Here is a 21,929-nt window from a genome sequence, read left to right on the forward strand (position 1 = left end):
CTCGAACTCCAAATACCAGGCCCGCGGACCGAACATCGACCGCCACACCTACAAGGCCACCACCAGCATCAACGTCGTCACCGACGAGCCTTGACGCATGAGCCATCCGCCTAACTGAACGGCGTTGCCGCTAGTCGTGGTGGTGGTTTTTGGGGTGGTGGTTTTGGTTGTCGAGCCGCCGGTTGTTTTGCCGGTGTATGGGTTGTAGATGATGCCGTTGCCGACGTCGACCAGCATTCCGGTGGGGTCGGACGACGTGATCGGGCTGTTGTTGGCGTAGACGTAGGCGTTCCACTGCTGCGGGTCGGTCAAGTCCTGGACCGGGTCGACCGAGACGAAGCGGCCCAACGCCGAGTCGTACTCGCGGGCCCCGATGTGGATCAGGCCGGTGGGGTCCAGGTCACCGCCGACGAAGCCCTTGCTGTTGGGCCACATCGGGTTGACGCCGCGCGGACCGCCGTACGGCGTCTGCCGCCGGACGGTGTGCTGCAGGGTGGAGGCGTTGACCGTCAGTTGCTGGGTGCCCTGGTGGTCGGCGAAGAGCCAGGCCAGGCTCGCGGTGGCCTGGGTACGGGAGGCGATGGTGCCGCCGCCGAAGCTGTAGTAACGGGTACCGCTGTTCACGATGGTGGCCGTGGACGCGCGCCGGACCTCCATGCCCGGCAGATAGAGGGTGGCGCCGTCGTTGTCGCGGCGGATGAGGCGGGTGCCGTCGGCGTCGTACAGGCTGGTGGTGACCTTGCTGCCTTCGACGGACTTGACAGCCTTGCCCTCGGCGTTCCAGGTGAGGGTCTGGGTGGCCGTGTCGCCGGGGCGGGTCAGCGTGTTGCCGGTGTCGTCGTACGTGTAGCCGACCGTCACGCTGCTCTGGTCCGCTTGGGTCGTGGTCATGCCGGTGACCGCGTGCGGGCGGACCACACCGGCACCCGCGGTGGGCACCGCGTACGCGCGGGTGGTGTCACCAGCCGAACCGTGCGTGACCTCCTTGGTGCGGTTGCCCAGGTTGTCGAACGTCCAGTCGGTCCAGTACGCCGCCGGACCGCCTAGGTTCGCCACCGACGGCACGGTCTCGCAGTCGACGCCGGCCTTCGGCGTCCAGGCCGAGGTGAGCCGCTGCAGGTGGTCGTGGGTGAAGCACTGGGTCTCGGCCTCGCCGATCCCCGGGGTGTCGGAGATCGAGGTGATCTGGCCGCTGTCGTCGTAGGTGTAGGAGCGGTCGGCGATCGTGCCGGCCGCGCCCTGCACCTTGACCTGCACCTGGTGGGCGCGGCGTGTTGAGGTGATCCAGCCGCACCCACGCCGCCAGGCCGTAGCTCTGGGTGCTGTCGACCACCGGGCCGGCGGTGGTCAGCTGGCACCGGAAGATGGGTAGTGCACGCCGGGCCGCAGTCGGCTACACGATCGAAGTCCGCGGCGTCCCGCAGACCTGGTAACAACCGGCCCTGCTCCTTCAGCCGAAGAAGATGATCAGGTCTCGGTCGGCGTCGCGGGCGGTGCGGAACCAGACGATCAGGTCTTGGGCGGCCGCCCGCAGCCGGGGCTCGACGGCCAGAGTGGGAAGCGCGGCCTCATACTCCTGGGCGGCCTTGGCGCACTGCTCGGCACTGAGGGTCACCACGGTCGGGTAGTCGTCCGGGGCGGGCAGGTCGATCTCCGGCTCGTAGACGGTGAAGCCGTCCGGCAACTGCCCGGTGACCCCGGCGTCCCGCAGGGCCGTGGAAAGTTCCAGCACGCCGGCCTTCCCGCCGGGGAGCGGCGAAAGATGGCCCTCGATCAGCTGGGTGCCGAGCGCCTCCACCAGGACGCGGTAAGCGGCGGCGTAGACGACACCATGTTCGTCATCCAGGTCACCCCCGGGGATCGCCCGCAGGGCCTCGACCAGCGTGGGCTGCCCGCCGTCGCCACTCTCGTCCACGTCGTCGCGCAGTTCCTCGTCGAAGTCGGCGATGTCATCAGCCGACTCGGCGATCAGCTCTTCGATCCGCTCCGCGCTGCCGGCCAGCCCCGCCAGCTCGTCCGCGTCCACCAGGTATCCCACAAATCCGTTTGCCACGCCTGAACGTTAGCCGCCGCCCCAGCGCCTCGGCACCGAGCCGCCCACATCGCCACCAACGATCACACCCATCCATCAAAACCGCGGTTCAGACGACCGGGCGTGACGGAGACTCAAACCACAGCACCTAAATCGTGGCGGCGAGAAGGCGGCGGGCGGCATCGGCCAGCTTCTCGTCGAGGTCGATGCTGTGCCAGCCGCCTCCGGGGGCGGTGACGCGTTCGTCTGTTCGTACCAGAAAACGCAGTACGGGAATCAGCTGGAGATCGGCGGTCCTCATCTCCGTCAACTGCTTGAGGGTCATGAGATCGGCCGGGTGTCCTTTGTCGAGGTCGAGAAGGGTCCTCGTCAGGGCGTGGCTTGCCGGTTGTTCGGGTACCGATGATCGGTCTTCCGCTTTCCGATGCTCCGCCGACGGGGGCAGGGCTTCGGCTGTCTCCCACGCCGATGCGACGCGCAGGAGCGTCTGCCGTTCGAGGCCGGCTGGAGTGTCGGCCAGCCTCGACTCGATGGCCGGGAGCAGCCTGTCGGACCACGGGGCCGCCTCCAGCAGGAGTTCGTCGACGGAAGGAAGAGCGGGCAGCGACACCGCCGCTTCGTACACCTGATGGTGGGGGTATCCGAAGTATGGCGATCGCAGGGCGGACAACAGATGCGGGACGCAGCGAGAGTCGCCGGCCCGGGCCAGTCCCCAGATCGCGGTCTGCCGTGCGTGCCCCCCGTCGCCGGCGGCGATCTCCGCGAGCCGGTTCGTATGTTCCGGCTTGCGTGACCGGGACAGCGCAAGGACGAACAGCGCTCTGCTGCTCACCGACTCGGCGGGGTCGTCCAGTGCCCGGAATCCCGCGGCGGCGACGTCGGCCATCGCGGACCTCCATCTGGCCGCCACCCGTATCAGCACCTTGAACGCCACGGTCCTGGTCGCCGCATCGGCCGATGCGAGCAGCCCGGTCCCCAGGCTCAGACGAAGGTTCCGGTCATCGGCCAACCGTTGGTCGACCCACAGCACGATCGACTGACGCCGACCGGGCACACACCAGGTTCGACGCCACTGCTCGACGTCCGGGGCAGAGAGCGCCTCCACGAAGACTCCGGCGTCCCCCGGCCCTCGCAGGATGAAGGCGCCCGCCATCCGCACCTGCGGCGAACCTCTCGACACGACGCTGAGGACCCTGTCGGCCACTGAGTCTCGGACGGCAGCCAGCGACACCTGCAGCAGGTCGGCGATGGCTGTCAACTGTCCCAGCAGTGCCGGCTCGTCCTGCTCCGTCGAACACACCTCCAGAAGCCGCTCCAGGAACTGCTCTTGGTCGAACTCCGCCGACGCCAACGCCGACGAGGCGACGCGCCGAACGCCGACGTCGCCATCAGTCAGCAGGCTGGCCACCTGAGGCAGGTTTTCGCGCCACATACGCAACCACGGGATCTTCGGCTCCTGCGTCGCCGCTGCCCGGCCGGCTTCTCGAGCGATCTCACCGATCAGCCGCACCACGGCCGCCCGAGCCGGGCAGCCGGCCTCCACCACCATGCCCACGAGAACAGGGACGGCTTCCACCGACGCGGAGTACACAACATGGCCTTGGTGAACCAGCCGTGCACGAAGCTCACGGACGATCTCGTCGGGATCCTCCGCCCGGTAGATCTCACGCAGCAGCGGCGGCAGGTCAGCGGCATCGCCGCATGCGTGATCGAGTCCCGCCCACGCGACACCCTCAAGTCTGCTGCTCAGATCCACCTTCGACGCCTTTCACGGGAGCCAGTCACGCAAGAAGATCAGCCGATAGCAATGGCCAGGGTTTCGACGGCGGTGAGCAGTTCGGGGCCGTCGAGGAAGGTGCGGTCGTTGTGGCCGGCGTCGGGCACGACGATTGCCTGCGTGAGGTTGGCGGCGGCGTCGGCTACGGCTTGGCTCTGGGAGGGCGGGACGATCGTGTCAGCTGAGCCGTAGACCACGATCGTTGGCGCCTTCACCTGGGTGACCCGCTCGGCCACCGGGAAACGGTCGCGGAGCAGGGCGCGTACCGGGAGGAAGGGGTAATGCACGCTTCCGGCCGCCGCCAAGTCCGTGAAGGGTGACCGTAGGAGCAGCCCGGCTGGCGGATGCCGCACGGCCAGGCCGGTGGCTACAGCGGTGCCCAGGCTCTCGCCGAAGTAGATCAGGTGGTCGGCGGCGAAACCGGCCTCGCCGATCAGGTAGGAGCGGGCCGCGTCCGCGTCGTGGGCCAGGCCCTGCTCGGTGGGGCTGCCGGGGTTGCCGCCGTAGCCGCGATAGTCCAGGAGTAACACGGTCAGGCCTCGGCCGGCCAGGGCGGTGGCGAGCAGCATGCGGCCTGATCGGCTGCCGCCGTTGCCGTGGGCCACCAGGACCGCGATCCGGCGGTCGGTGACGTCCGGCGGTGGGGGCACCGACCATGCGGCGAGGTCCAGGCCGTCCACGGTGTGCAGAACCACAGCGCGAGCCGAGGACGGCAGCGGCGGCGTGAGACGGTCCGGGAAGTAGATGACGCGACGCTGAAAGACCCAGGCCAGGGCGATGAGGAGCAGCACGACCACGATTACAGCGGGTACGCCGCGCAGCAGAACCATTCTCATCGCTGACTCCTCTGTGGACTTCGGGGTTGCGCGACGGGGCGGACTCGCCTATTCAGCAACGCATGGGGCTGTGGGGACGCGAGCGGGAGCTCGAACGGCTGGACGGGCTGCTCGACGCGGTAGCGGGTGGGCTCAGCGGGGTGCTGGTGGTGCGCGGGGAGGCGGGGATCGGCAAGACCGCGCTGCTCGAATACGCCGCCGGGGCCGCGGACGGGCGGATGCGGGTGTTGCGGGTCGCTGGGGTCGAGGCGGAGGCGGACTATCCGTTCGCGGCGCTGCACCGGCTGCTGATCCCGTTCCTCGAGCTGCCGCACCGGCTGCCGGCGGCCCAGCACCGGGCGCTGCTGGTCGCCTGCGGACTGACCGAAGGAACACCGGCCGAAGGAGCGCAGGCCGGAGGGGCGCCGGCCGACCGGCATCTGGTCAGCCTCGCCGCGCTCGGGCTGCTCGCGGAGGCGACCACGGCGCACGGCCCGCTGCTGTGCTGCGTGGACGACACCCAATGGCTGGACGGGGAATCCGCGGCGGCGCTGGCGTTCGTGGCGCGGCGGGTGCACGCCGAAGGGGTCGGGTTCGTTTTCACGGTCCGGAGCGGTAACGGGTTCGGCCTGCTGGACGGCCTTCCGGCGATCGAGCTGGAAGGGCTGGGTGACGAGGCGGCCGGTGGGCTGCTGCGGGCGGTGGTGGGTGGGCCGCTGGATCCGGCGGTCGCGGCACGGATCGTCCGGGCCACCGGCGGCAACCCGCTCGCGCTGACCGATCTCGGTCACGAGCTGACCGATGACCAGTTGCTCGGCGGACGGCAGCTGCCCGAGCCGCTGCCGATCGGCACCCGTCTCGAGGCGCATTACCGGCGGCAGGTCGACGGGCTGCCGCCGCAGGCCCGGACCTGGCTGCTGCTGGCCGCCGCCGAACCCTCGGGACGGCTGGACCGGATCACGGCCGCCGCGGGGGTGCTCGGCGTCGCCGCCGACGCCGGGGAGCCCGCAGAGGCCGTGCGGCTGGTGACGATCGAGGCCGATGTCCGGTTCCGGCATCCGCTCGTGCGGTCCGCCGTTTACAGCGGGGCCACGCCGGGGGAACGGCGGGCCGCACACCGCGCGCTGGCCGGGGCCACCACCGACGCCGTCGACGCGGACCGCCGGGCCTGGCACCTGGCGTCGGCCGCGCTCGGACCGGACCCGGAGGTCGCCGACGAGCTGGAACGGTGTGCCGGGCGGGCGGCCGCCCGGGGTGGTTATGCCGCGCGGGTCAGCTTCCTGGCCCGGGCCGCCGAGCTGACGCCGGACGACCGGCTGCGAGCCCGCCGCCGCGTGGTCGCCGCGCAGGCCGCGATCACCGCGGGCGCCCCGCTGCAGGCCCGGTCGCTGCTCGACGGCCTGAACCCGGCCTGGCTGGACGACGCGGACCGGGGAGGTGCGCTGATCGCCCGCGCCTACGCCGGGATCACGCTCGGGGACGGGACCGTGGCCGACGCGGCGGCGATCTGCCTGGAAGCGGCCCGGGCGTTCGGCGACGGGACGCCCGAGGCCACCGAGACGGCGCTCTTTCGCAGCGTGCAGTGGGCGATCAACGCGGAACACCTGATGCGCGGCACCACCCCGGCCGACCTCGCCACGGCGGTGCTGGCCGGGCCCGCCGACGACCTGGCCACCGGGTTCGCCACGCTGATCGCGCACGGCTATGAGCAGGCCGAACCGATCCTGCGCCGGGGCGTGGCGGCGCTGCTGTCCCCGGACACGCCGGACGCGCTCTTCCTCGAGCGGTACATCGTGGCGGTCACGGCGTGCACGATCCGCTGGGACGTCACCAACGGTGTCGCGGTCATGCAGCGGGCGGTGGAGACGGCCCGCCGCACGGGGGCGTTGTGGGAACTCGACGCGGCCCTCTATGCCTACTCCACGAACCGCGCCGACCTGGGTTTTCTCGCCGAGGCCGAGCAGTTGATGATCGAAAGCCATCAGATCCGGTCGGCGCTCGGCGCCACCACCGACCAGTGGGAGGTCTATCAGTTCCCGGAGATGCTGGCGTGGCGCGGCACCGCGGAGCATCTCGCGGAGCGGATCCGCGGGATCGGCGCGGCGTCGGTGCCGCTCGGGCACGGCGCGGTGGTCGCGCTCGCCCGTTATGCCGAGGCGCTGCTCGCCCTCGGTCGCGGGCACCACGACGAGGCCCGCGAGATCCTGCGCGGGCTTGTCGACGACGATCCGCTCGGGACCCAGACACGGGTGTTGCCGGACCTCGTGGAGGCGGCGATCCGGTCGGGGGACCGGGCGCTCGCCGTGCGTACCCTCACCATCTTGATCTCGCGGGCCTCGGCGGCCGGCACGCCTCGCGCGCTCGGGTTGCTCGCCAGATCGCGGGCACTTCTCGCGCGGGGAGAGACGGCCGACGAGCTCTATCGCGAGGCCCTCGCCCACTTCGCGGACATCGGGTCGCGGACGGATCTCGCGCGGGCACATCTGGTTTACGGAGAGTGGCTGCGCAGGGAGAAACGCCGGCGTGAGGCGCGGGACCAGCTGCGTGCGGCGCGGGACGCCTTCGTCGCGATAGGAGCCATGGGGTACGCGGAGAGAGCAGTCCAGGAACTCGCGGCGGCCGGAGAACCGTCCGCGTCCGTGTCGTCGTCGCATTTCTCCTTCACCGCCTCCTCGTCAGCTGTCTCCGCCCTCGGCACTTCCACCAACGGCGCCTCCGCGGGCGGCGACCTCACGCCCCAGGAGGCGACGATCGCGGCGCTGGCCCGGGACGGAGCGACCAACGGCGAGATCGCCGCACGGGTGTACCTGAGCGTGAACACGGTCGATTACCACCTCCGGAAGGTCTTCCGGAAGCTCGGCATCAGCTCGCGGCGGCAATTGAAGCACGCCTACCCACCTCGATGAATAGGCATCTGAACGTAGTCGGACTACGCATCTGAACGTAGGCCGACTACGCATCTCGCCGGATTCGCGCGGCCGGATTTCGGAGGAGCATCGAGCCCGCAGGACGAACGGGCTGACTCGATCTCCGAAGGGGAATCATGGGCTTCGTGACCGCCGCGGACGGCGCGCGGATCTTCTACAAGGACTGGGGCAGCGGGCCGCCGGTGCTGCTCAGCCACGGCTGGCCGCTGAACGCGGACAGCTGGGAGGCGCAGGCGCTCCTCCTGGCCGAGCACGGCCACCGGGTGATCGCGCACGACCGGCGCGGGCACGGGCGGTCCGATCAGACGTGGCACGGCAACGACATGGACACGTACGCCGATGATCTGGCCACCCTGATCGACGCGCTCGACCTGCGGGACCTCACCCTGGTCGGGTTCTCCACCGGCGGCGGCGAGGTGGCCCGCTACGTCGGCCGGCACGGCACCGGGCGGGTCGCCGGGATCGTGCTGGTCTCGGCCGTGCCGCCGTTCATGCTGCGCACCGACGACAACCCGGGTGGCGTGCCGGTGGAGGTGTTCGACGACATCCGGGCCGGGTCGGTCACCGACCGGTCCCAGCTCTACCACGACCTCGCCGACGGGCCGTTCTTCGGCAACAACAGGCCCGGCGCCGACGTGTCCGAGGGCGTCCGGGACGCGTTCTGGCTGCAGAGCATGGCGTCCGGGCACCGCAACGCCTACGAGTGCATCGCCGCCTTCTCCGCCACCGACTTCCGCGGTGACCTGGACAGCTTCGACGTGCCCACGCTCGTCATCCACGGCGACGACGACCAGGTCGTGCCGTTCTCCGTCGGCGGCAGCGCGTCCGCCGCCCGGATCAAGGACGCCGAGCTCAAGGTCTACGCCGGAGCACCGCACGGCATCACCGACACCCACAAGGAGCGGCTCGGCGCCGACCTCCTGGCCTTCCTGCGTCGCGAGGAGACACACTGATGAGCACCATCGTTCTGGTCCACGGCCTCTGGATGACCCCGCGCTCCTGGGAGTCCTGGGTGCCCTACCTCGAGGCGCGCGGCCACCGGGTGATCACCCCGGCCTACCCCGGCTTCGAGATCGAGGTCGAGGCGCTCCGGGAGAAGCCCGAGGTGATCGCCGACCTGACCGTTCCGGCCACCGTCGATCACCTGGCCGGCGTCATCGCGTCCCTCGACGAGGCGCCGATCATCATCGGACACTCGTTCGGCGGCACCCTCACCCAGTTGCTGCTCGCCCGGGGCCTGGGCAGCGCCGGCGTGGTCATCGACTCGGCGCCGACCGAGGGCGTGCACGTCACGCCGCTCTCGCAGGTGCGGTCGTTGTTCCCGGCGCTGAAGAACCCGGCGAACTTCCACAAGGCGGTCGGTTTCACCCCGGAGGAGTTCCATTACGCGTTCGCCAACACGCTCAGCCGGGAGGACTCCGACAAGGCGTGGGCGCAGTATGCGATCCCGGCCCCCGGCAACTGGATCTGGGCCTACGGTCTGATCGCCAACTTCAAGCCCGGCCATCAGGAGACGTGGGTCGACTACGACAACGACGACCGGGCCCCGCTGCTCTTCATCGCGGGCGGCGCCGACCACATCATGCCCGCCTCGGTGAACAAGTCGAACGCGAAGAAGTACCACAAGTCCGCCGCCCTGACGGAGTACCACGAGTTCCCCGGCCGCTCGCACTGGACCTGCGCCGAGCCCGGCTGGGAGGCCGTCGCCGACAAGGCCCTGGAGTGGGCCGAGCAGCACAAACGCTGACCCGCCGACGGAGCCAGCGCCCGGCGACGTGACACTCGGCGGTAGCCCGAGACAGGACGGCCCAAGACAGGACGGCCCAAGACAGGACGGCCCAAGACAGGACGGCCCAAGACAGGACGGCCCGAGACAGGACGGCCCAGGCTAGGGGTGTTGGACACTGCCTGGCCCAGCCCTCGCGTGAACAGGTGAGGACTGGGCCAGGCAGTTGAAGGCATGCCGGGCTCGGACCGGAAGCGACAAGCCGTGTCCGACGCCCGGGTCACAAGCCGTGTCCGACGCCCGGGTCAGCAGTCGGCGGCGGGGGCGTCTGTCGACAGGGGCTTGCCGGCGGGGGTGGCGTAGACGACGTCCATCACGAGCGGGGTGCTGCCGCGGTTCTCGCCGGTGTGGGAGCGGGGATCGTCGGGGTCCTCCATCAGGCTGTCACCGGTGCGGTAGCGGTTGATCTCGCAGTCCGCGAGGACGTGGGTCAGGGTGCCGCTGCGGATGGTGGCGAAGACCAGGCCGGGGTGGTGGTGCCAGCCGGTGGCGCCGCCGGGGCCGATGGTGATCTCGCGCAGGGTGTACGCGGTGTCGTCGACGGTCCAGTGCCAGACCTCGCGGGTGGTCACCCCGTGCCCGGGTGTCGCGTGGGCGGGGCTCGCGGTGGCCACCGCGCCGGACACCACCACCGTGGTCAGCGCCACCCGGATCATCTCTCGCATGACATCCTCCTCCCGCCTGACGCGTCCACCGGGACTTCCGCCCGGCATGCTCACCGGTACTTGCCGCCCGACGTGTTCACCGGGAGAACCGCCCAGCGCGCTCACCGGGAGAACGAAAAAGTTGATCATTGGTGGCGCGGGGGCGGCCGGAGCGCCGTCACCCAACGGAGTATTCCCAGCGTACGAGCCATTCTGACAAGTTGCTGGGAAAGCAGAGTCGATAAGGCTGAACGAATCCACTTCCATACCCGTACTGGGGGGTGCAACGTCACCGAGGGTTCGGGAGGATCACCGTGGCACGGACGGGAATCGATACGTCTATCCTGCACAAGGGTGCGCACAGCGCCTCGTACTTCGACCTGGCCCGAGCGGCCGGCGAGGGTGCGGAGATCGTCGACTTCTGCATTCCGTGCAACCCGTACTTCCCGACACCGGAGATGTTCGACGAGCTCTCACGGGATCTGAAGAGCATATTGAAGTACTACCCCAGCGACTCGGCGTCGATCACCAAGAAGCTCGCCAGCGTGCTGGGCCTGCACCCGCAGACGGTCGCCATGGCGAACGGCTCGACCGAGCTGATCACCTGGATCGACCACCTCCTGATCAAGGAGAGCGTCGCGATCCCGATCCCGACGTTCGGCCGGTGGACCGACCAGCCGATGGAGACCGGCAAGCGGGTCGACATGTTCCCGCTGCAGGAGCGGGACGGGTTCCGCCTCGACCTCGAGGAGTACGTCCAGTTCATCCGGGAGCGCAAGTCCCGCGTCGCTGTGGTCTGCAACGTCAACAACCCGGACGGGCACTACATCCCGCGGCGGGACGTCATCCGGTTCATGGACGCGCTCAGCGACCTGGACCTGGTCGTCGTCGACGAGTCGTTCATCGACTTCTCGGACGCCGAACGGTACCCGTCGGTGGGCCCGGACGCGGTGATCCGCCCGAACGCCGTGGTGCTCAAGAGCCTGGGCAAGAACTTCGGCCTGCACGGCATCCGATTCGGATACATGCTGGCCAACCCGGCGATCTCCGGCAAGATCGCGAAGATGCTGCCGAAGTGGAACCTCAACTCCCTCGCGGAGAAGGTCGTCCACATGATCTCCGACCACGAGATGGAGTACGAGGAGAGCCTGCGCCTGCTCAGCCGGGACCGCCGGTCGATGGGCCGGGAGCTGAACCGGATCCAGGGCCTGACGGTCTTCCCGTCGCAGGGCAACTTCTTCCTGGTGAAGCTGCCGAACGAGTGGTCCGGCGTGGCGCTGCGCGACTACCTGGTCGCCAACCACGGCATCATGACCCGCGAGTGCGGCAACAAGCTCGGCATGACCAGCCAGTTCATGCGTCTCGTGGTGCGTCCCGCCGCCGACGTGGACCGGCTCGTCGACGGGATGATGGAGTACGGGCAGCGTTTCCACAGCCGCGGCGGTTACGACGACCCGATGGAGGCGGCCGGCAACCGTCGCTGGGCCGAGTCGTACGAGGACCAGCAGGCCGACAGCATCGTCCCGTACCCGGGTGGTCAGCGCACCGGTGAGTACACCGCCCGCCGGGCCGCGGTCAGCTGACGTTCCGCCGGAAAACGAAAGCACGGCACGAAAAGCACGGCACGAAAGCACCGCACTGAAGCACGACATGGAAGCACCGCACTGAAACACGGCACGAAGACACCGGGCGAAGGCACCGGGGCCCACACGGGCCTCGGTGCCTTTCTCGTCATCCATTCACTCAAGTGTGCAGGTGGCGGGCCGATGAACTGACGTGGACGGCACCCAGGGGAGCGGATCCGAGCGCGACGAGCAGGCGAGGCTCTCCGCTCTGCAGTCGTACCGGCTGCTCGACCGGCCGAAACCCGCGGTGCTGGACGACCTGACCCGGCTCGCCTCGTCGATGTTCGACACCCCGATGGCCGCGGTGTCGCTGGTCGACCGGGACCGGCAGTGGTTCGCCGGCAGTGTCGGGCTGGGTGAGCCGCAGACCCCGCTCGACGTGTCGTTCTGCGCGCATGTGGTCCCGCAGGCGCAGCCGTTGATCGTGCCGGACGCGACGCGGGATCAGCGGTTCGCGACGTACAGCAACGTGGTGGGGCAGCCCGGGATCCGGTTCTACGCCGGTGCGCCGATCATCGACGAGGACGGGTACACCCTGGGCGCCCTCTGCGTCATCGACGACAAGCCGCGGGACGTCACCGACCGGCAGGTGGAGAATCTGGTCGCGTTCGCCGGGCAGGCCGCCACGCACATGACCGCGATCCGGACCCGGATGCGGATGTCGGATCTCGGCGACGAGCTGGCCCGCGCCTCGCAGCGGGAGGACGACCTGGTCGCCACCATCACCCATGAGCTGCGGACGCCGGTCGCCTCGATCCAGGGTTACCTGGAGTTGCTGGGCGACCAGGACGACCTGGCGCCGTACCGGCGGCTGATCGAGCCGATCCACCGCAACGGGCAGCGGCTGGTGGCGATGGTCGACCACATCCTGGCGGGCACCCGGCCGGCCGGCGCCCCGATCCCGGATCACGTCGGCACGGTCGACCTGGTCACCGTGGTGGCGGCCGCGGTCAACGCCTGCCGTCCGCTGATCTCGCAGCGTCCCGCCTCGGTGGAGGTGCACGCCGTGGATCACGTGCCGATCCGCGCCGATCTGACCCGGCTGGCGCACGCGGTCGAGCAGATCCTGCGGAACGCGCTGCTGTTCACCCCGGTCGACCGGCAGGTGCTGATCGCGGTGCAGGGTGGGCGCCGGCCGTCCGTCGAGGTGAACGATCACGGGATCGGCATTCCGCCGGACGAGATGCCGTACGTCTTCGACCGGTTCTTCCGGGGTGCCCATGCCCGCGAGCATGCGGTGCCGGGGGTGGGTCTGGGTCTGACCATCGCGCGCAACATCGTCGAGACGCACGACGGGACGCTGACCGTGACGAGTACGCCAGGCGGGTCCACTGCCCGGATCAGCCTGCCCGGCACGGTCTGACGAGCGGGCCGATCACGACGCCACCGATGAGCATCGACGACCTGACCGGCGCGATCCTGCGGCGCCTCGCCGAACAGGACCGGGTGGTGCCGGAGTACCTCGTCCGGGACGCGCTGGCGGCGGCGCTGGGTGCCCGGTTCCCCGGCGTGGACCCGGGTGTCCTGCGGGTTCCGGTCGCGGTCGCCGACGAGCTGATCACCGGGTTCTGTACGCCGGTGGACGCCGCCGAGGAGGACGCCGCCACGATGCCGGCCGTGCTCAGTGGCGACGAGACCGGCCGGGTGATCACGGCGCTCGGCATGGCCGTACACATCACCGCGTTCAATCTCGATCGTGATCGCCTGCTGGTGGCCCAGGTCCTGAACGGGGCTGCCGCCGCCCTGGTCGCGGTGGGGGCGGCCGCCCGGGCGGCACACGACGACGGCACCGCCGCGGTGTTGCTCTCGCCGGCCACGTTGCGCACCGTGCGGGGCACTCTCGACGGGGTGCTGTCCGGGCTGCGCGACCGGGACTGGCAGGACCGGCACCTGGACCGGTCGACGACCGCAACGCTGATCATCGGCGTCCTGGATCTGATAGGAGACGCCCCGTGAGTCAGAGGGCCGGAAGCTCGACGACGATCGTGGTGCCCTGACCGGAGAGACTCTCCACCCGCAGGGCGCCGTCGTGTCCCTCGACGATCGCCTTGACGATGGTCAGGCCCAGTCCCACTCCGGGGACCTCGGCCTTCTCCGCTTCCGCGGCGCGCCGGAACGGCTGCAGCACGCGCTCCCGGTCGGCCCGGCCGATCCCGATGCCGGTGTCCGCGACCCGCACCTCGACCCGGTCGCCGCGGCGGCCCGCGGTGATCCGGATGCCGCCGTGGGCGGTGAACTTGACCGCGTTGAGGACGAGCCGGTCGAGGGCCTGGGTGAGCCGGGTCAGGTCGACGCCGGCGAACAGGCCCGTCTGTTCCGCCTCGGCGGTGACGGTCAGGCCTTTCGCCTCGGCCAGCGGCCGGTTCTGGGTGGCCACCGCGGTGACCAGCAGTGCCAGGTCGGCCGGGTGCCGGTCGAAGCCGCCGTGTTCGCCGCTGAGCCGGGCGGCCAGCAGCATGTCGTCGACCAGGGTGATCAGCCGGTCGGAGTTGCGCTGGATGCGTTCCAGGAAGCCGGCGCGGGCGGTGCTGGACAGGTCCGGGTCGTCGAGCACCTCGAGGTATCCGTGGATCGAGCTGAGCGGGGTGCGCAGTTCGTGGGTGACCCGGGAGAGGAACTCGTCCTTGATCCGTTCGGCGTCGCGGAGGCGCTCGTTGAGTTCGCGCATGTCCCGGGCGTAGCGGCGCAGTTCGAGCTGGGAGACGACGTGCCGGGAGAGGGCGCGCAGGCCGTTCTGCTGGGCCTCGGTCAGTTCGCGGGGTTCGTGGTCGGCGACGCAGAGGGTGCCGAGGGGGCGGCCCTCCGGGTCGGCGAGCGGCGCACCGGCGTAGAGGCGGATGCCGGGGGCGCCGGTGACCAGCGGGCTGCGGGCGAAGCGGGGGTCGAGGCGGGCGTCCGGCACGTGGGTGACGCCGTCGGCGTACATGGCGAGGGCACAGAGCGAGGATGACCGCGGGGTCTCGGTGACGTCCGTGCCGATCCGGGCCTTGAACCACTGCCGGTCGGCGTCCACCAGGCTGATCATGGCCATCGGGGTGCCGCAGACCTGCGCGGCGAGCGTCACGATGTCGTCGAAGTCCGGTTCGGCGGGCGTGTCCATCACCCGGTACCCGGCCAGGGCCGCGAGGCGCCGGCGTTCCCCCGTCTGGTTCATCGCACCGGGGTGACGCGCTGCGCACCGAGTGCTCTCGCGTACGCGGACCGGCCCGCCGGCAGGGTGAACGACATCCGGGTGCCGCTGCCGTACGGGTTCGCCATCGCCTCGATGGCGCCGCCGTGCCGGTCCACGATCCGTTTGCAGATCGCCAGCTCCAGCCCGTTGCCGCCGCCGGTGCTCATGCCTTCGCCGCGGTGGAAGTTGGTGAAGATCTCCCGGCGGGCGTTCTCCGGGAGGCCGACGCCGTTGTCCAGCACGTCGATGCGCAGCATGCCGTTCGGGGCCTGCTGGGAGGAGATGCTCACGTACGCGCCGACGCCCGGCGGGACCAGGGCGAGGGCGTTGTCGATCAGGTTCTCCAGCAGTTGCCGGATCAGGACCGGGTCGGCCTCGACCGGGTCGAGCTGGCCGACCTCGAACGACGGCGGGGCGGTGCCGGCGCTGTCGGCCTGGTCGAGGCGGCTGTTGACGATGTCGCCGACCATCAGTGCGAGGTTGACCGTGGTGAGGATGAGTTTGCCGTCGCGGGCCGCGGTGTACGCGAGCAGCCCGTTCAGGAAGGTCCGCATCCGGGCCGCGGCCCGCTGGATCCGGTTGACCCGCTCGGCCGGTTTGTAGCCGGCCAGTTCCTGTTCGAGCACCTCGGCCCAGCCCTCGATGGTGGTGAGCGGGTTGAGCAGGTCGTGGGCGACCCGGCCGGCGAACGACATCAGCTCGTCGCGGTGCCGGCGGTCGGTGGTGACGTCGTGGAAGACCACCACCACGTGCTGGGCGCCGCCGGTGTGCACGGCGATCCGGGCCACGTTGAACCGGACGATCCGGCCTTCCGGCGCCGCCGAGTTGCGGATCATGATGTCCATCGGTTCGACGTCCTCGCCGGCGAGCGCCCGCGCGTACGGGAGCTCGTCGTCCTTGAGCGGGGTGCCGTCCGGGTGGAAGAAGCCGTGGTCGGTGCCGGGTGATCCGCCGCCGGCGACGGTGTTGAGGTTGCCGAGGATCCGCCCGCCGGCCGGGTTGCGCAGGATCAGCTTGCCGGCCGGGTCGAGGATGGCCAGGCCCTCGGTCATCGAGTTGACGATGGTGGTCATCAGCCCGGCCTTCTCGGTGGCCTCCTCCTCGGAGGAGCTCATCTTGCGGATCAGCGCCTCGCGTTCGTCGCGGGCCAGCGCGATCACCAGGCCGACCACGGCGAGCACGCCGACGTACAGCTGGACGACGAAGGCCCGGGTGCCCTCGTCGGCGACCACCACGAACGGTCCCCGCCCGGACAGGGTGGAGATCCCGGCGATGCAGGTGAAGACCATGGTGTGCAGGATGGTGAGGGTGGTGGGCAGGCGGACCGCGGCCCACACGGTGAGCGGCAGCAGGATGAAGCCGATCGGCACGGTGTGGTTGACGCCGAAGATGTAGTAGTAGGACGGCACCGAGACGCCGAAGACGGCGATGCACTCCAGGCCGAGCCGGCTGTTGGTGACCCGCCGCCAGTGGCCGTTGGCCAGGAAGCCGAGGCGCCGCGCGGCGACGCCGAAGATGAGTACGGCGCCCACGTCCCGGGAGGCGACGACGAAGGCCGCGCTGGCGGAGAACTCCCCGGAGGCCAGGGTTTCGCCGCCGACCTCCAGGACCGTGGAGGCCAGCGAGGCGAGCACGGCGGAGAGCACCAGACCCCAGAGTTCGCCGAGCTGGGTCAGCGGACGGCCGCCGCCGCTGAGCTGGTCGCCGCCCCAGAGGCCGGGCAGCCAGCGGCCGGCCGCGACGGCGAAGACCATCGCGAAGACCACGGCGGTGACACCGTGCAGCGCGGCCATGCCCGGGCTCATGCCGGTGACGGCGAGACCGGCGACGGTGAGGACGCCGAGGATCGGGATGTCCAGCCAGCGGCCGCGGGCGTCGTCGCGGACGACCAGCCAGACGGCGGCCACCCCGGCCGCCGGCCAGATCATCGGTTCGCCGATCGAGTCCAGCACGGTCTGCTGGCCGGCCAGGACCGTCACCAGGTAAAGGGGCGCGAAGACCAGTGTGCTGGGAACGGACAACCGACTACTCATCGCACCGCCTCGACAGCTGGAACCGCCCTTCTCACCTTCACATCGGCACGGACGGCGCTCCGCTGAACATCCGGCCCGATACCCGGTCATTGATATATCTGTTTCGATATCTTAAAGACGATCTCCGCAGCTCATACGCTCATGCCCATCGATAGTTACAGGCGTGGGAGAGGAATGAGCATGGCGACTCGACGACAACTCGCCGCCGGACTGGTGGCGGCAGCAGCCGTCCTGGCCGCGGCGAACCCCGCGGTGGCCGCACCGGCGACCGGACAGATCCGGTTCGCCGGCAGCGCGGACGCGATCCCGGGCAGCTACATCGTGGTCCTCAAGTCCGGCGCCCAGCAGGCCGAGGTCAGCCAGGCGTACGGCGCCGCGGTCAGACGCAGCTTCGGCACGGCGCTCAACGGCTTCGAGGCCACCATGAGCGAGACCCAGGCGAAGCGGCTCGCCGCCGACACCGACGTCGCGTACGTGGAGCAGAACCAGGTGGTCCGGCTGAACGCCACCCAGTCGAACGCGACGTGGGGGCTGGACCGGATCGACCAGCGGGCACGGCCGCTGAGCACCACGTACACGTACCCGGTCACCGCATCCAACGTGACCGCCTACATCATCGACACCGGCATCAGGTACACCCACAACGACTTCGGCGGACGGGCCACCTTCGGATACGACGCGGTCGGCACCGGCGGCGTCGACTGCAACGGCCACGGCACCCACGTGGCGGGCACGGTCGGCGGCACCACGTACGGTGTGGCCAAGGCCGTCAAGCTGGTCGGTGTCCGGGTGCTCAACTGCTCCGGCAGCGGCACCACGGCCGGTGTGGTGGCCGGCATCAACTGGGTCACCTCGAACGCGGTCAAGCCGGCGGTCGCCAACATGAGCCTGGGCGGCGGCGCCAGCACCGCCATCGACAACGCGGTCGCGAGCTCGATCTCCTCGGGTGTCACCTACGCCGTCGCGGCCGGCAACAACAACGCCAACGCCTGCAGCTACTCGCCGGCCCGCGTGCCGACCGCCATCACGGTCGGCGCGACCACCAACACCGACGCCCGGGCCAGCTACTCCAACTACGGCAGCTGCCTGGACATCTTCGCGCCGGGCACCTCGATCACCTCGGACTGGTACTCCAGCAACACCGCCACCAACACCATCAGCGGCACCTCGATGGCGTCGCCGCACGTCGCCGGGGCCGCGGCTCTGGTGCTGTCGCGCAACACCTCCTACACCCCGGCGCAGGTCGCCTCGGCGCTGACCAGCAACGCCACGCCCAACGTGGTGACCAGCCCGGGTACCGGCTCGCCGAACCGCCTGCTGTTCGTCGTCCAGTAAAAAACAGCAGACGAAGGAGCGCCGGGAAATGTGACACCACATATCGGTGATCATCATCCCAGCTCAGGAGGGATGTGTGGCCTGCCCTGAACCGTTGTACTGGACGGAACAAGGAGCGTGAGGCCACATGACCGAGCACAGGGTCGTCGTCGTCGGCGCGGGCTTCGGCGGGCGGTACGCCGTCCGGGCACTGAAGAACGCGCCGGCGCACGTCACCGTCCTCAACGGGACCAACCACCACGTCTTCGAACCGCTGATCTACCAGGTCGCGACCGGCGTGCTCTCGCCCGGCGAGATCGCCACCCCGGTCCGGGAGATGTTCCGTCGCCAGCGCAACGCCGAGGTGCTGCTCGGCTGGGTGACCGACATCGACGTCGTGGCGCGGACCGTCACCGCGAACGCCGCGGACGGTGTCGCATACCAGGTCCCCTACGACACTCTGATCGTGGCGGCCGGGACCGGGCAGTCGTACTTCGGCAACGACCGGTTCGCCGAGCACGCCCCCGGCCTGAAGACCCTGGACGACGCGGTCGAGCTGCGCGCCCGCATCCTCACCGCGTTCGAGCGGGCCGAACTGGAGACCGACCCCGCGGCCGCCGCCCGCTGGATGACCTTCGTGATCGTCGGCGCCGGGCCGACCGGCGTCGAACTGGCCGGTCAGATCGCCGAGATCGCGCACCGCACACTGCCCGGCGAGTACCGCCGGATCGACCCACGCCAGGCCCGGATCGTCCTGCTGGACGCCGTCGACCGGGTGTTGCCCACCTTCTCGCCGCGGTCGTCGGCGAGCGCCGCGCAACGACTCCGCAAGATCGGCGTCGAGGTACGGCTGGGCGCGCGGGTCACCGACGTGGACGCCACCGGCGTCGAGATCCTGGCCGGCGACGACACCGAACGCCTCCCGGCGATGACCAAGATCTGGAGCGCCGGTGTCGCGGCCGCCCCGCTGGCCCGCCGGATCGCCGAGGCCACCGGCGCTGCGACCGACCGCACCGGACGCGTCCGGGTCGCGCCGGACCTGACCGTCCCCGGCCACCCGGAGATCTTCGTGGTCGGCGACCTGGCCAGTGTCGACGGCCTGCCCGGCGTCGCCCAGGTCTCGATCCAGGGCGGGCGCCATGCCGGTGCCACGATCCGCCGCCGGCTGGCCGGCAAGCCGGACGGCCGGCCCTTCCGCTACTTCGACAAGGGCAACATCGCCACCGTCGCGCGGTTCTCGGCCGTCGCCGACCTGCGCGGCCTGCGGCTGAGTGGACTGGCCGGCTGGCTGCTCTGGCTGGGCGTGCACTGGGCGTACCTGCCGAAGGGCCGCAACCGGGTCAGCTCGCTGGTGCGCTGGGCCGTCGCCTTCGGCGGCCGGGGCCGCGCGGAGCGGGCCGTCACCGAAGCACAGATCACCGCCCGCGGCGCACTGCGCCGCGCGGAGGCCGAGCGAGCGGCAGCAGAGGTCTGACACTCAGCCGACCGGCGCCGCCATCCGATAGGAGAACGTGGGGAGGCAGCGAAGTCGCGCCGCGGTGGTCAGCACGCTCGTCGCGCTGGCCGGTGTCGTCGTGACCATGAGCATCGCCGCCTCGCTCGACCATCGGGAGACCCTCGCCGGCGACGCACGGATGGACCGGAACGCGACGGTCGCGGCCGCGGCGATCAGCTCGGAGACCCGGCGGTACCTGGACACGCTGCGGACCACGGCGGCCGCGGCCGGCGCGCAGGAGGCGCTCACCGCCACCGAGTACTCGGCGATCACCCAGCCGCTGCGGACCATGAAACTGGCCGGGGCGACCTCGATAGCCTTCCTGGTGCCGGTGCCCGACGGCACCGCCGCGCGGGTGCAGCAACGCTGGCGGGAACGGGGCGTGCCGGACCTCGAACTGGTCGAGCACGGGCCGGGCGACCGGGTCTACTCGATCTTCGGAACGTCGCTGGACGGCCTTCCCGCCCCGGGCGGCGTCGACCTGATGCTGGCCGAGGCGCCCGCGGCGACCCTCACCGAGTCACGCCGCACCGGGCGGCCGTCGGTCTCGGCCCCGTACCAGTTGATCGTCGACCGGGTGTTGCCCGCCGACCGGCGGCAGAACTCGTTCGTGCTGACCGCCCCGGTCTACACCGGCGCCGGGCAGACGTTCACCGGCTGGATCATGCTGGGGGTGCGCGGCCAGAACTTCATGGGCGCCACCATGGCCGCGGCCGGGCAGGGCCTGCTGGACATGAGCCTGACGGCGACCAGCAGGACGGACCGGACCGAGACCACCGTCGCCGCGTTGCGCGCCGCGACACCCGGCCTCCGCGATGTGCACCGTACGATCTCGGTGCCGGTCGCCGACGGAACCTGGACCCTGCGGCTGGCGGCGCACGCCGCGTCCCTGTCCGGCGCGCACACCGATCTCCCGCTCGTGGTCGGCGCCGGCGGGCTGGCCCTGACCCTGCTGCTCACCGCCCTGATCTGGGTGCTCGCCACCGACCGGGAACGCGCGCACGCCCGGGTCCGCGGGACGACCGCCGAGCTGCGCGCCGGGGAGGCCGAGTCGCAGCGGCAGGCCGACCTGCTGCGGACCGTGCTCGACGGGATCAGCGACGGCGTGACGGTGGCCGGGCCGGACGGCCGGTTCCTGCTGGTCAACCCGGCCGCCCGGAGGATCGTCGGACGGCGGGACGCCGACGGCGGGATGGGCACGTGGCAGGCGCACTACGGGTTCTTCCGGCTGGATGGGGTCACGCCGTTCCCGGACGACGAGTTGCCGCTGGCCCGGGCGCTGGGCGGGGAGAACTGCGACCACGTGGAGATCGTGGTGCGCAACGAGGCGTACCCGGAGGGCCGGGTGATCAGCGTGTCGGCCCGGCCGATCGAGACCGCGTCCGGCCGCCGGGGTGCGGTGGCGGTCTTCCACGACATCACCGCCCGCAAACATGCCGAGACCGAGCTGCGCGGGTTCGCCGGGGTGGTGGCCCATGACCTGAAGGCGCCGCTGACCGCGGTCCGCGGGTACGCCGAACTGGTCGCCGAGTGCCTGGAGGGGCTGGCCGAGGGGTACAAGGCGACCGAGGAGTGGGCCGGGCGCAAGGGGCAGCCCGCCTTCCTGGACCGGGCGTTGCGCAGCGCGGACAAGGTGATCGGCGGGGCGGACCGGATGCAGCGGCTGATCACCGAACTGCTCGACTACACCGCGGCCCGCGACGCCACCCTGCGGATCGAGGAGGTGGACCTGCGGGCGCTGGTCGACGACGTGGTGGCCGCCCGGGCCGACGCGCCGCCGGGCACGGAGTCGGCGCCGGAGCTGGCGATCGGTCCGCTGCCCTGGGTGCGGGGTGATCCGGTGCTGCTGCGGCAGGTGCTGGACAACCTGATCGGCAACGCCATCAAGTACACCGCGGCGGACGAGCGCCCGCGGATCACGATCACCGCGCGGGTGGACGGTCGGGGCGAGGCACTGATCCGGGTGGCGGACCGGGGTATCGGTATCCCGGAGGGCGAGCACGCCGCGGTCTTCGACAGTTTCCACCGGGCCGGCAACGGGGTGGCGGTGCCGGGGACCGGGTTGGGGCTGGCCATCTGCCGCCGGATCGTGGAACGCCACGGCGGGCACATCGAGGCGGAGCCGCATGAGGGTGGCGGCACGGTCTTCGCGTTCACCATCTGGACCGCGCCGAAGGACAGTTGCGACGATCCCCCGCTATCGATTGACCCCGATGTCCATCCAGCGGGAAGCTCCCGGTGACGGATTGCCTGTTCACGTGCACATACTCTAGCTCGCCTTGTTGATCTATAGGAGTTGTGCAAATATC

At 70.6% G+C, this 21,929-nt stretch carries 16 protein-coding genes; 9 read left to right on the forward strand and 7 right to left on the reverse strand.

What is annotated here, in order from left to right; genetic code table 11:
* Positions 1-48: 48 nt before the first annotated feature.
* From QSK32_RS38120 to QSK32_RS38135, 4 genes are all read right to left on the reverse strand, one after another.
* Positions 49-1,257, reverse strand: a complete 1,209-nt coding sequence (locus tag QSK32_RS38120) for an RHS repeat-associated core domain-containing protein (protein WP_285474666.1) — start codon at positions 1,255-1,257, stop codon at positions 49-51.
* Between the two features lie 193 nt (positions 1,258-1,450).
* Positions 1,451-2,053 carry a DUF7691 family protein gene (locus tag QSK32_RS38125; protein WP_285474667.1) on the reverse strand — a complete coding sequence of 201 codons (603 nt, stop codon included), beginning with the start codon at positions 2,051-2,053 and terminating at the stop codon, positions 1,451-1,453.
* Positions 2,054-2,180: 127 nt separating this feature from the next.
* Positions 2,181-3,788: a hypothetical protein gene (locus QSK32_RS38130; protein WP_285474668.1), complete on the reverse strand. Its 1,608-nt coding sequence runs from the start codon at positions 3,786-3,788 to the stop codon at positions 2,181-2,183.
* A 38-nt stretch (positions 3,789-3,826) separates the two neighbouring features.
* Positions 3,827-4,645 (reverse strand): alpha/beta hydrolase, encoded by an 819-nt coding sequence (locus QSK32_RS38135; RefSeq protein ID WP_285474669.1) that lies wholly within the window; start codon positions 4,643-4,645, stop codon positions 3,827-3,829.
* A gap of 62 nt (positions 4,646-4,707) precedes the next feature.
* On the opposite strand from QSK32_RS38135, the gene QSK32_RS38140 reads away from it, so the two are divergent.
* From QSK32_RS38140 to QSK32_RS38150, 3 genes are all read left to right on the forward strand, one after another.
* A complete protein-coding gene (locus QSK32_RS38140; protein WP_285474670.1) occupies positions 4,708-7,530 on the forward strand; it encodes a helix-turn-helix transcriptional regulator in 2,823 nt (940 codons plus the stop codon).
* A 137-nt stretch (positions 7,531-7,667) separates the two neighbouring features.
* Positions 7,668-8,504 (forward strand): alpha/beta fold hydrolase, encoded by an 837-nt coding sequence (locus QSK32_RS38145; RefSeq protein ID WP_285474671.1) that lies wholly within the window; start codon positions 7,668-7,670, stop codon positions 8,502-8,504.
* A complete protein-coding gene (locus QSK32_RS38150; RefSeq protein WP_285474672.1) occupies positions 8,504-9,298 on the forward strand; it encodes an alpha/beta hydrolase in 795 nt (264 codons plus the stop codon). The genes QSK32_RS38145 and QSK32_RS38150 overlap by 1 nt, the downstream gene beginning before the upstream one ends.
* A gap of 284 nt (positions 9,299-9,582) precedes the next feature.
* Here QSK32_RS38150 and QSK32_RS38155 read toward each other — a convergent pair whose 3' ends face one another.
* Complete coding sequence (locus tag QSK32_RS38155; RefSeq protein WP_045739534.1) at positions 9,583-10,002, reverse strand: cupin domain-containing protein; 420 nt, start codon at positions 10,000-10,002, stop codon at positions 9,583-9,585.
* Between the two features lie 293 nt (positions 10,003-10,295).
* On the opposite strand from QSK32_RS38155, the gene QSK32_RS38160 reads away from it, so the two are divergent.
* The 3 genes from QSK32_RS38160 (at position 10,296) to QSK32_RS38170 (ending at position 13,562) form a co-directional block, all read left to right on the forward strand.
* Positions 10,296-11,564, forward strand: a complete 1,269-nt coding sequence (locus QSK32_RS38160; protein WP_045739533.1) for a pyridoxal phosphate-dependent aminotransferase — start codon at positions 10,296-10,298, stop codon at positions 11,562-11,564.
* Positions 11,565-11,757: 193 nt separating this feature from the next.
* On the forward strand, positions 11,758-12,969 hold the full coding sequence (locus tag QSK32_RS38165) for a GAF domain-containing sensor histidine kinase (protein WP_285474673.1): 1,212 nt from the start codon (positions 11,758-11,760) through the stop codon (positions 12,967-12,969).
* 26 nt (positions 12,970-12,995) lie between these two features.
* Complete coding sequence (locus tag QSK32_RS38170) at positions 12,996-13,562, forward strand: hypothetical protein (protein WP_045739531.1); 567 nt, start codon at positions 12,996-12,998, stop codon at positions 13,560-13,562.
* Position 13,563: 1 nt separating this feature from the next.
* Here QSK32_RS38170 and QSK32_RS38175 read toward each other — a convergent pair whose 3' ends face one another.
* Both QSK32_RS38175 and QSK32_RS38180 read right to left on the reverse strand, forming a co-directional pair.
* A complete protein-coding gene (locus QSK32_RS38175) occupies positions 13,564-14,760 on the reverse strand; it encodes a GAF domain-containing sensor histidine kinase (protein WP_045739530.1) in 1,197 nt (398 codons plus the stop codon).
* Complete coding sequence (locus tag QSK32_RS38180; RefSeq protein ID WP_045739529.1) at positions 14,757-16,811, reverse strand: sensor histidine kinase; 2,055 nt, start codon at positions 16,809-16,811, stop codon at positions 14,757-14,759. The genes QSK32_RS38175 and QSK32_RS38180 overlap by 4 nt, the downstream gene beginning before the upstream one ends.
* Positions 16,812-16,991: 180 nt before the next feature.
* Here QSK32_RS38180 and QSK32_RS38185 point away from each other — a divergent pair, with 180 nt between their 5' ends.
* From QSK32_RS38185 to QSK32_RS38195, 3 genes are all read left to right on the forward strand, one after another.
* The gene (locus tag QSK32_RS38185; RefSeq protein ID WP_285474674.1) at positions 16,992-18,146 is read left to right on the forward strand and encodes a S8 family peptidase; all 1,155 of its coding nucleotides are present in this window, start codon (positions 16,992-16,994) and stop codon (positions 18,144-18,146) included.
* A gap of 127 nt (positions 18,147-18,273) precedes the next feature.
* On the forward strand, positions 18,274-19,599 hold the full coding sequence (locus QSK32_RS38190; RefSeq protein ID WP_285474675.1) for an NAD(P)/FAD-dependent oxidoreductase: 1,326 nt from the start codon (positions 18,274-18,276) through the stop codon (positions 19,597-19,599).
* Positions 19,600-19,636: 37 nt separating this feature from the next.
* A complete protein-coding gene (locus QSK32_RS38195; RefSeq protein ID WP_285474676.1) occupies positions 19,637-21,862 on the forward strand; it encodes an ATP-binding protein in 2,226 nt (741 codons plus the stop codon).
* Positions 21,863-21,929: the final 67 nt, after the last annotated feature.

It is taken from the genome of Actinoplanes sp. NBRC 101535, from assembly GCF_030269225.1.
GTDB lineage: Bacteria > Actinomycetota > Actinomycetes > Mycobacteriales > Micromonosporaceae > Actinoplanes > Actinoplanes rectilineatus.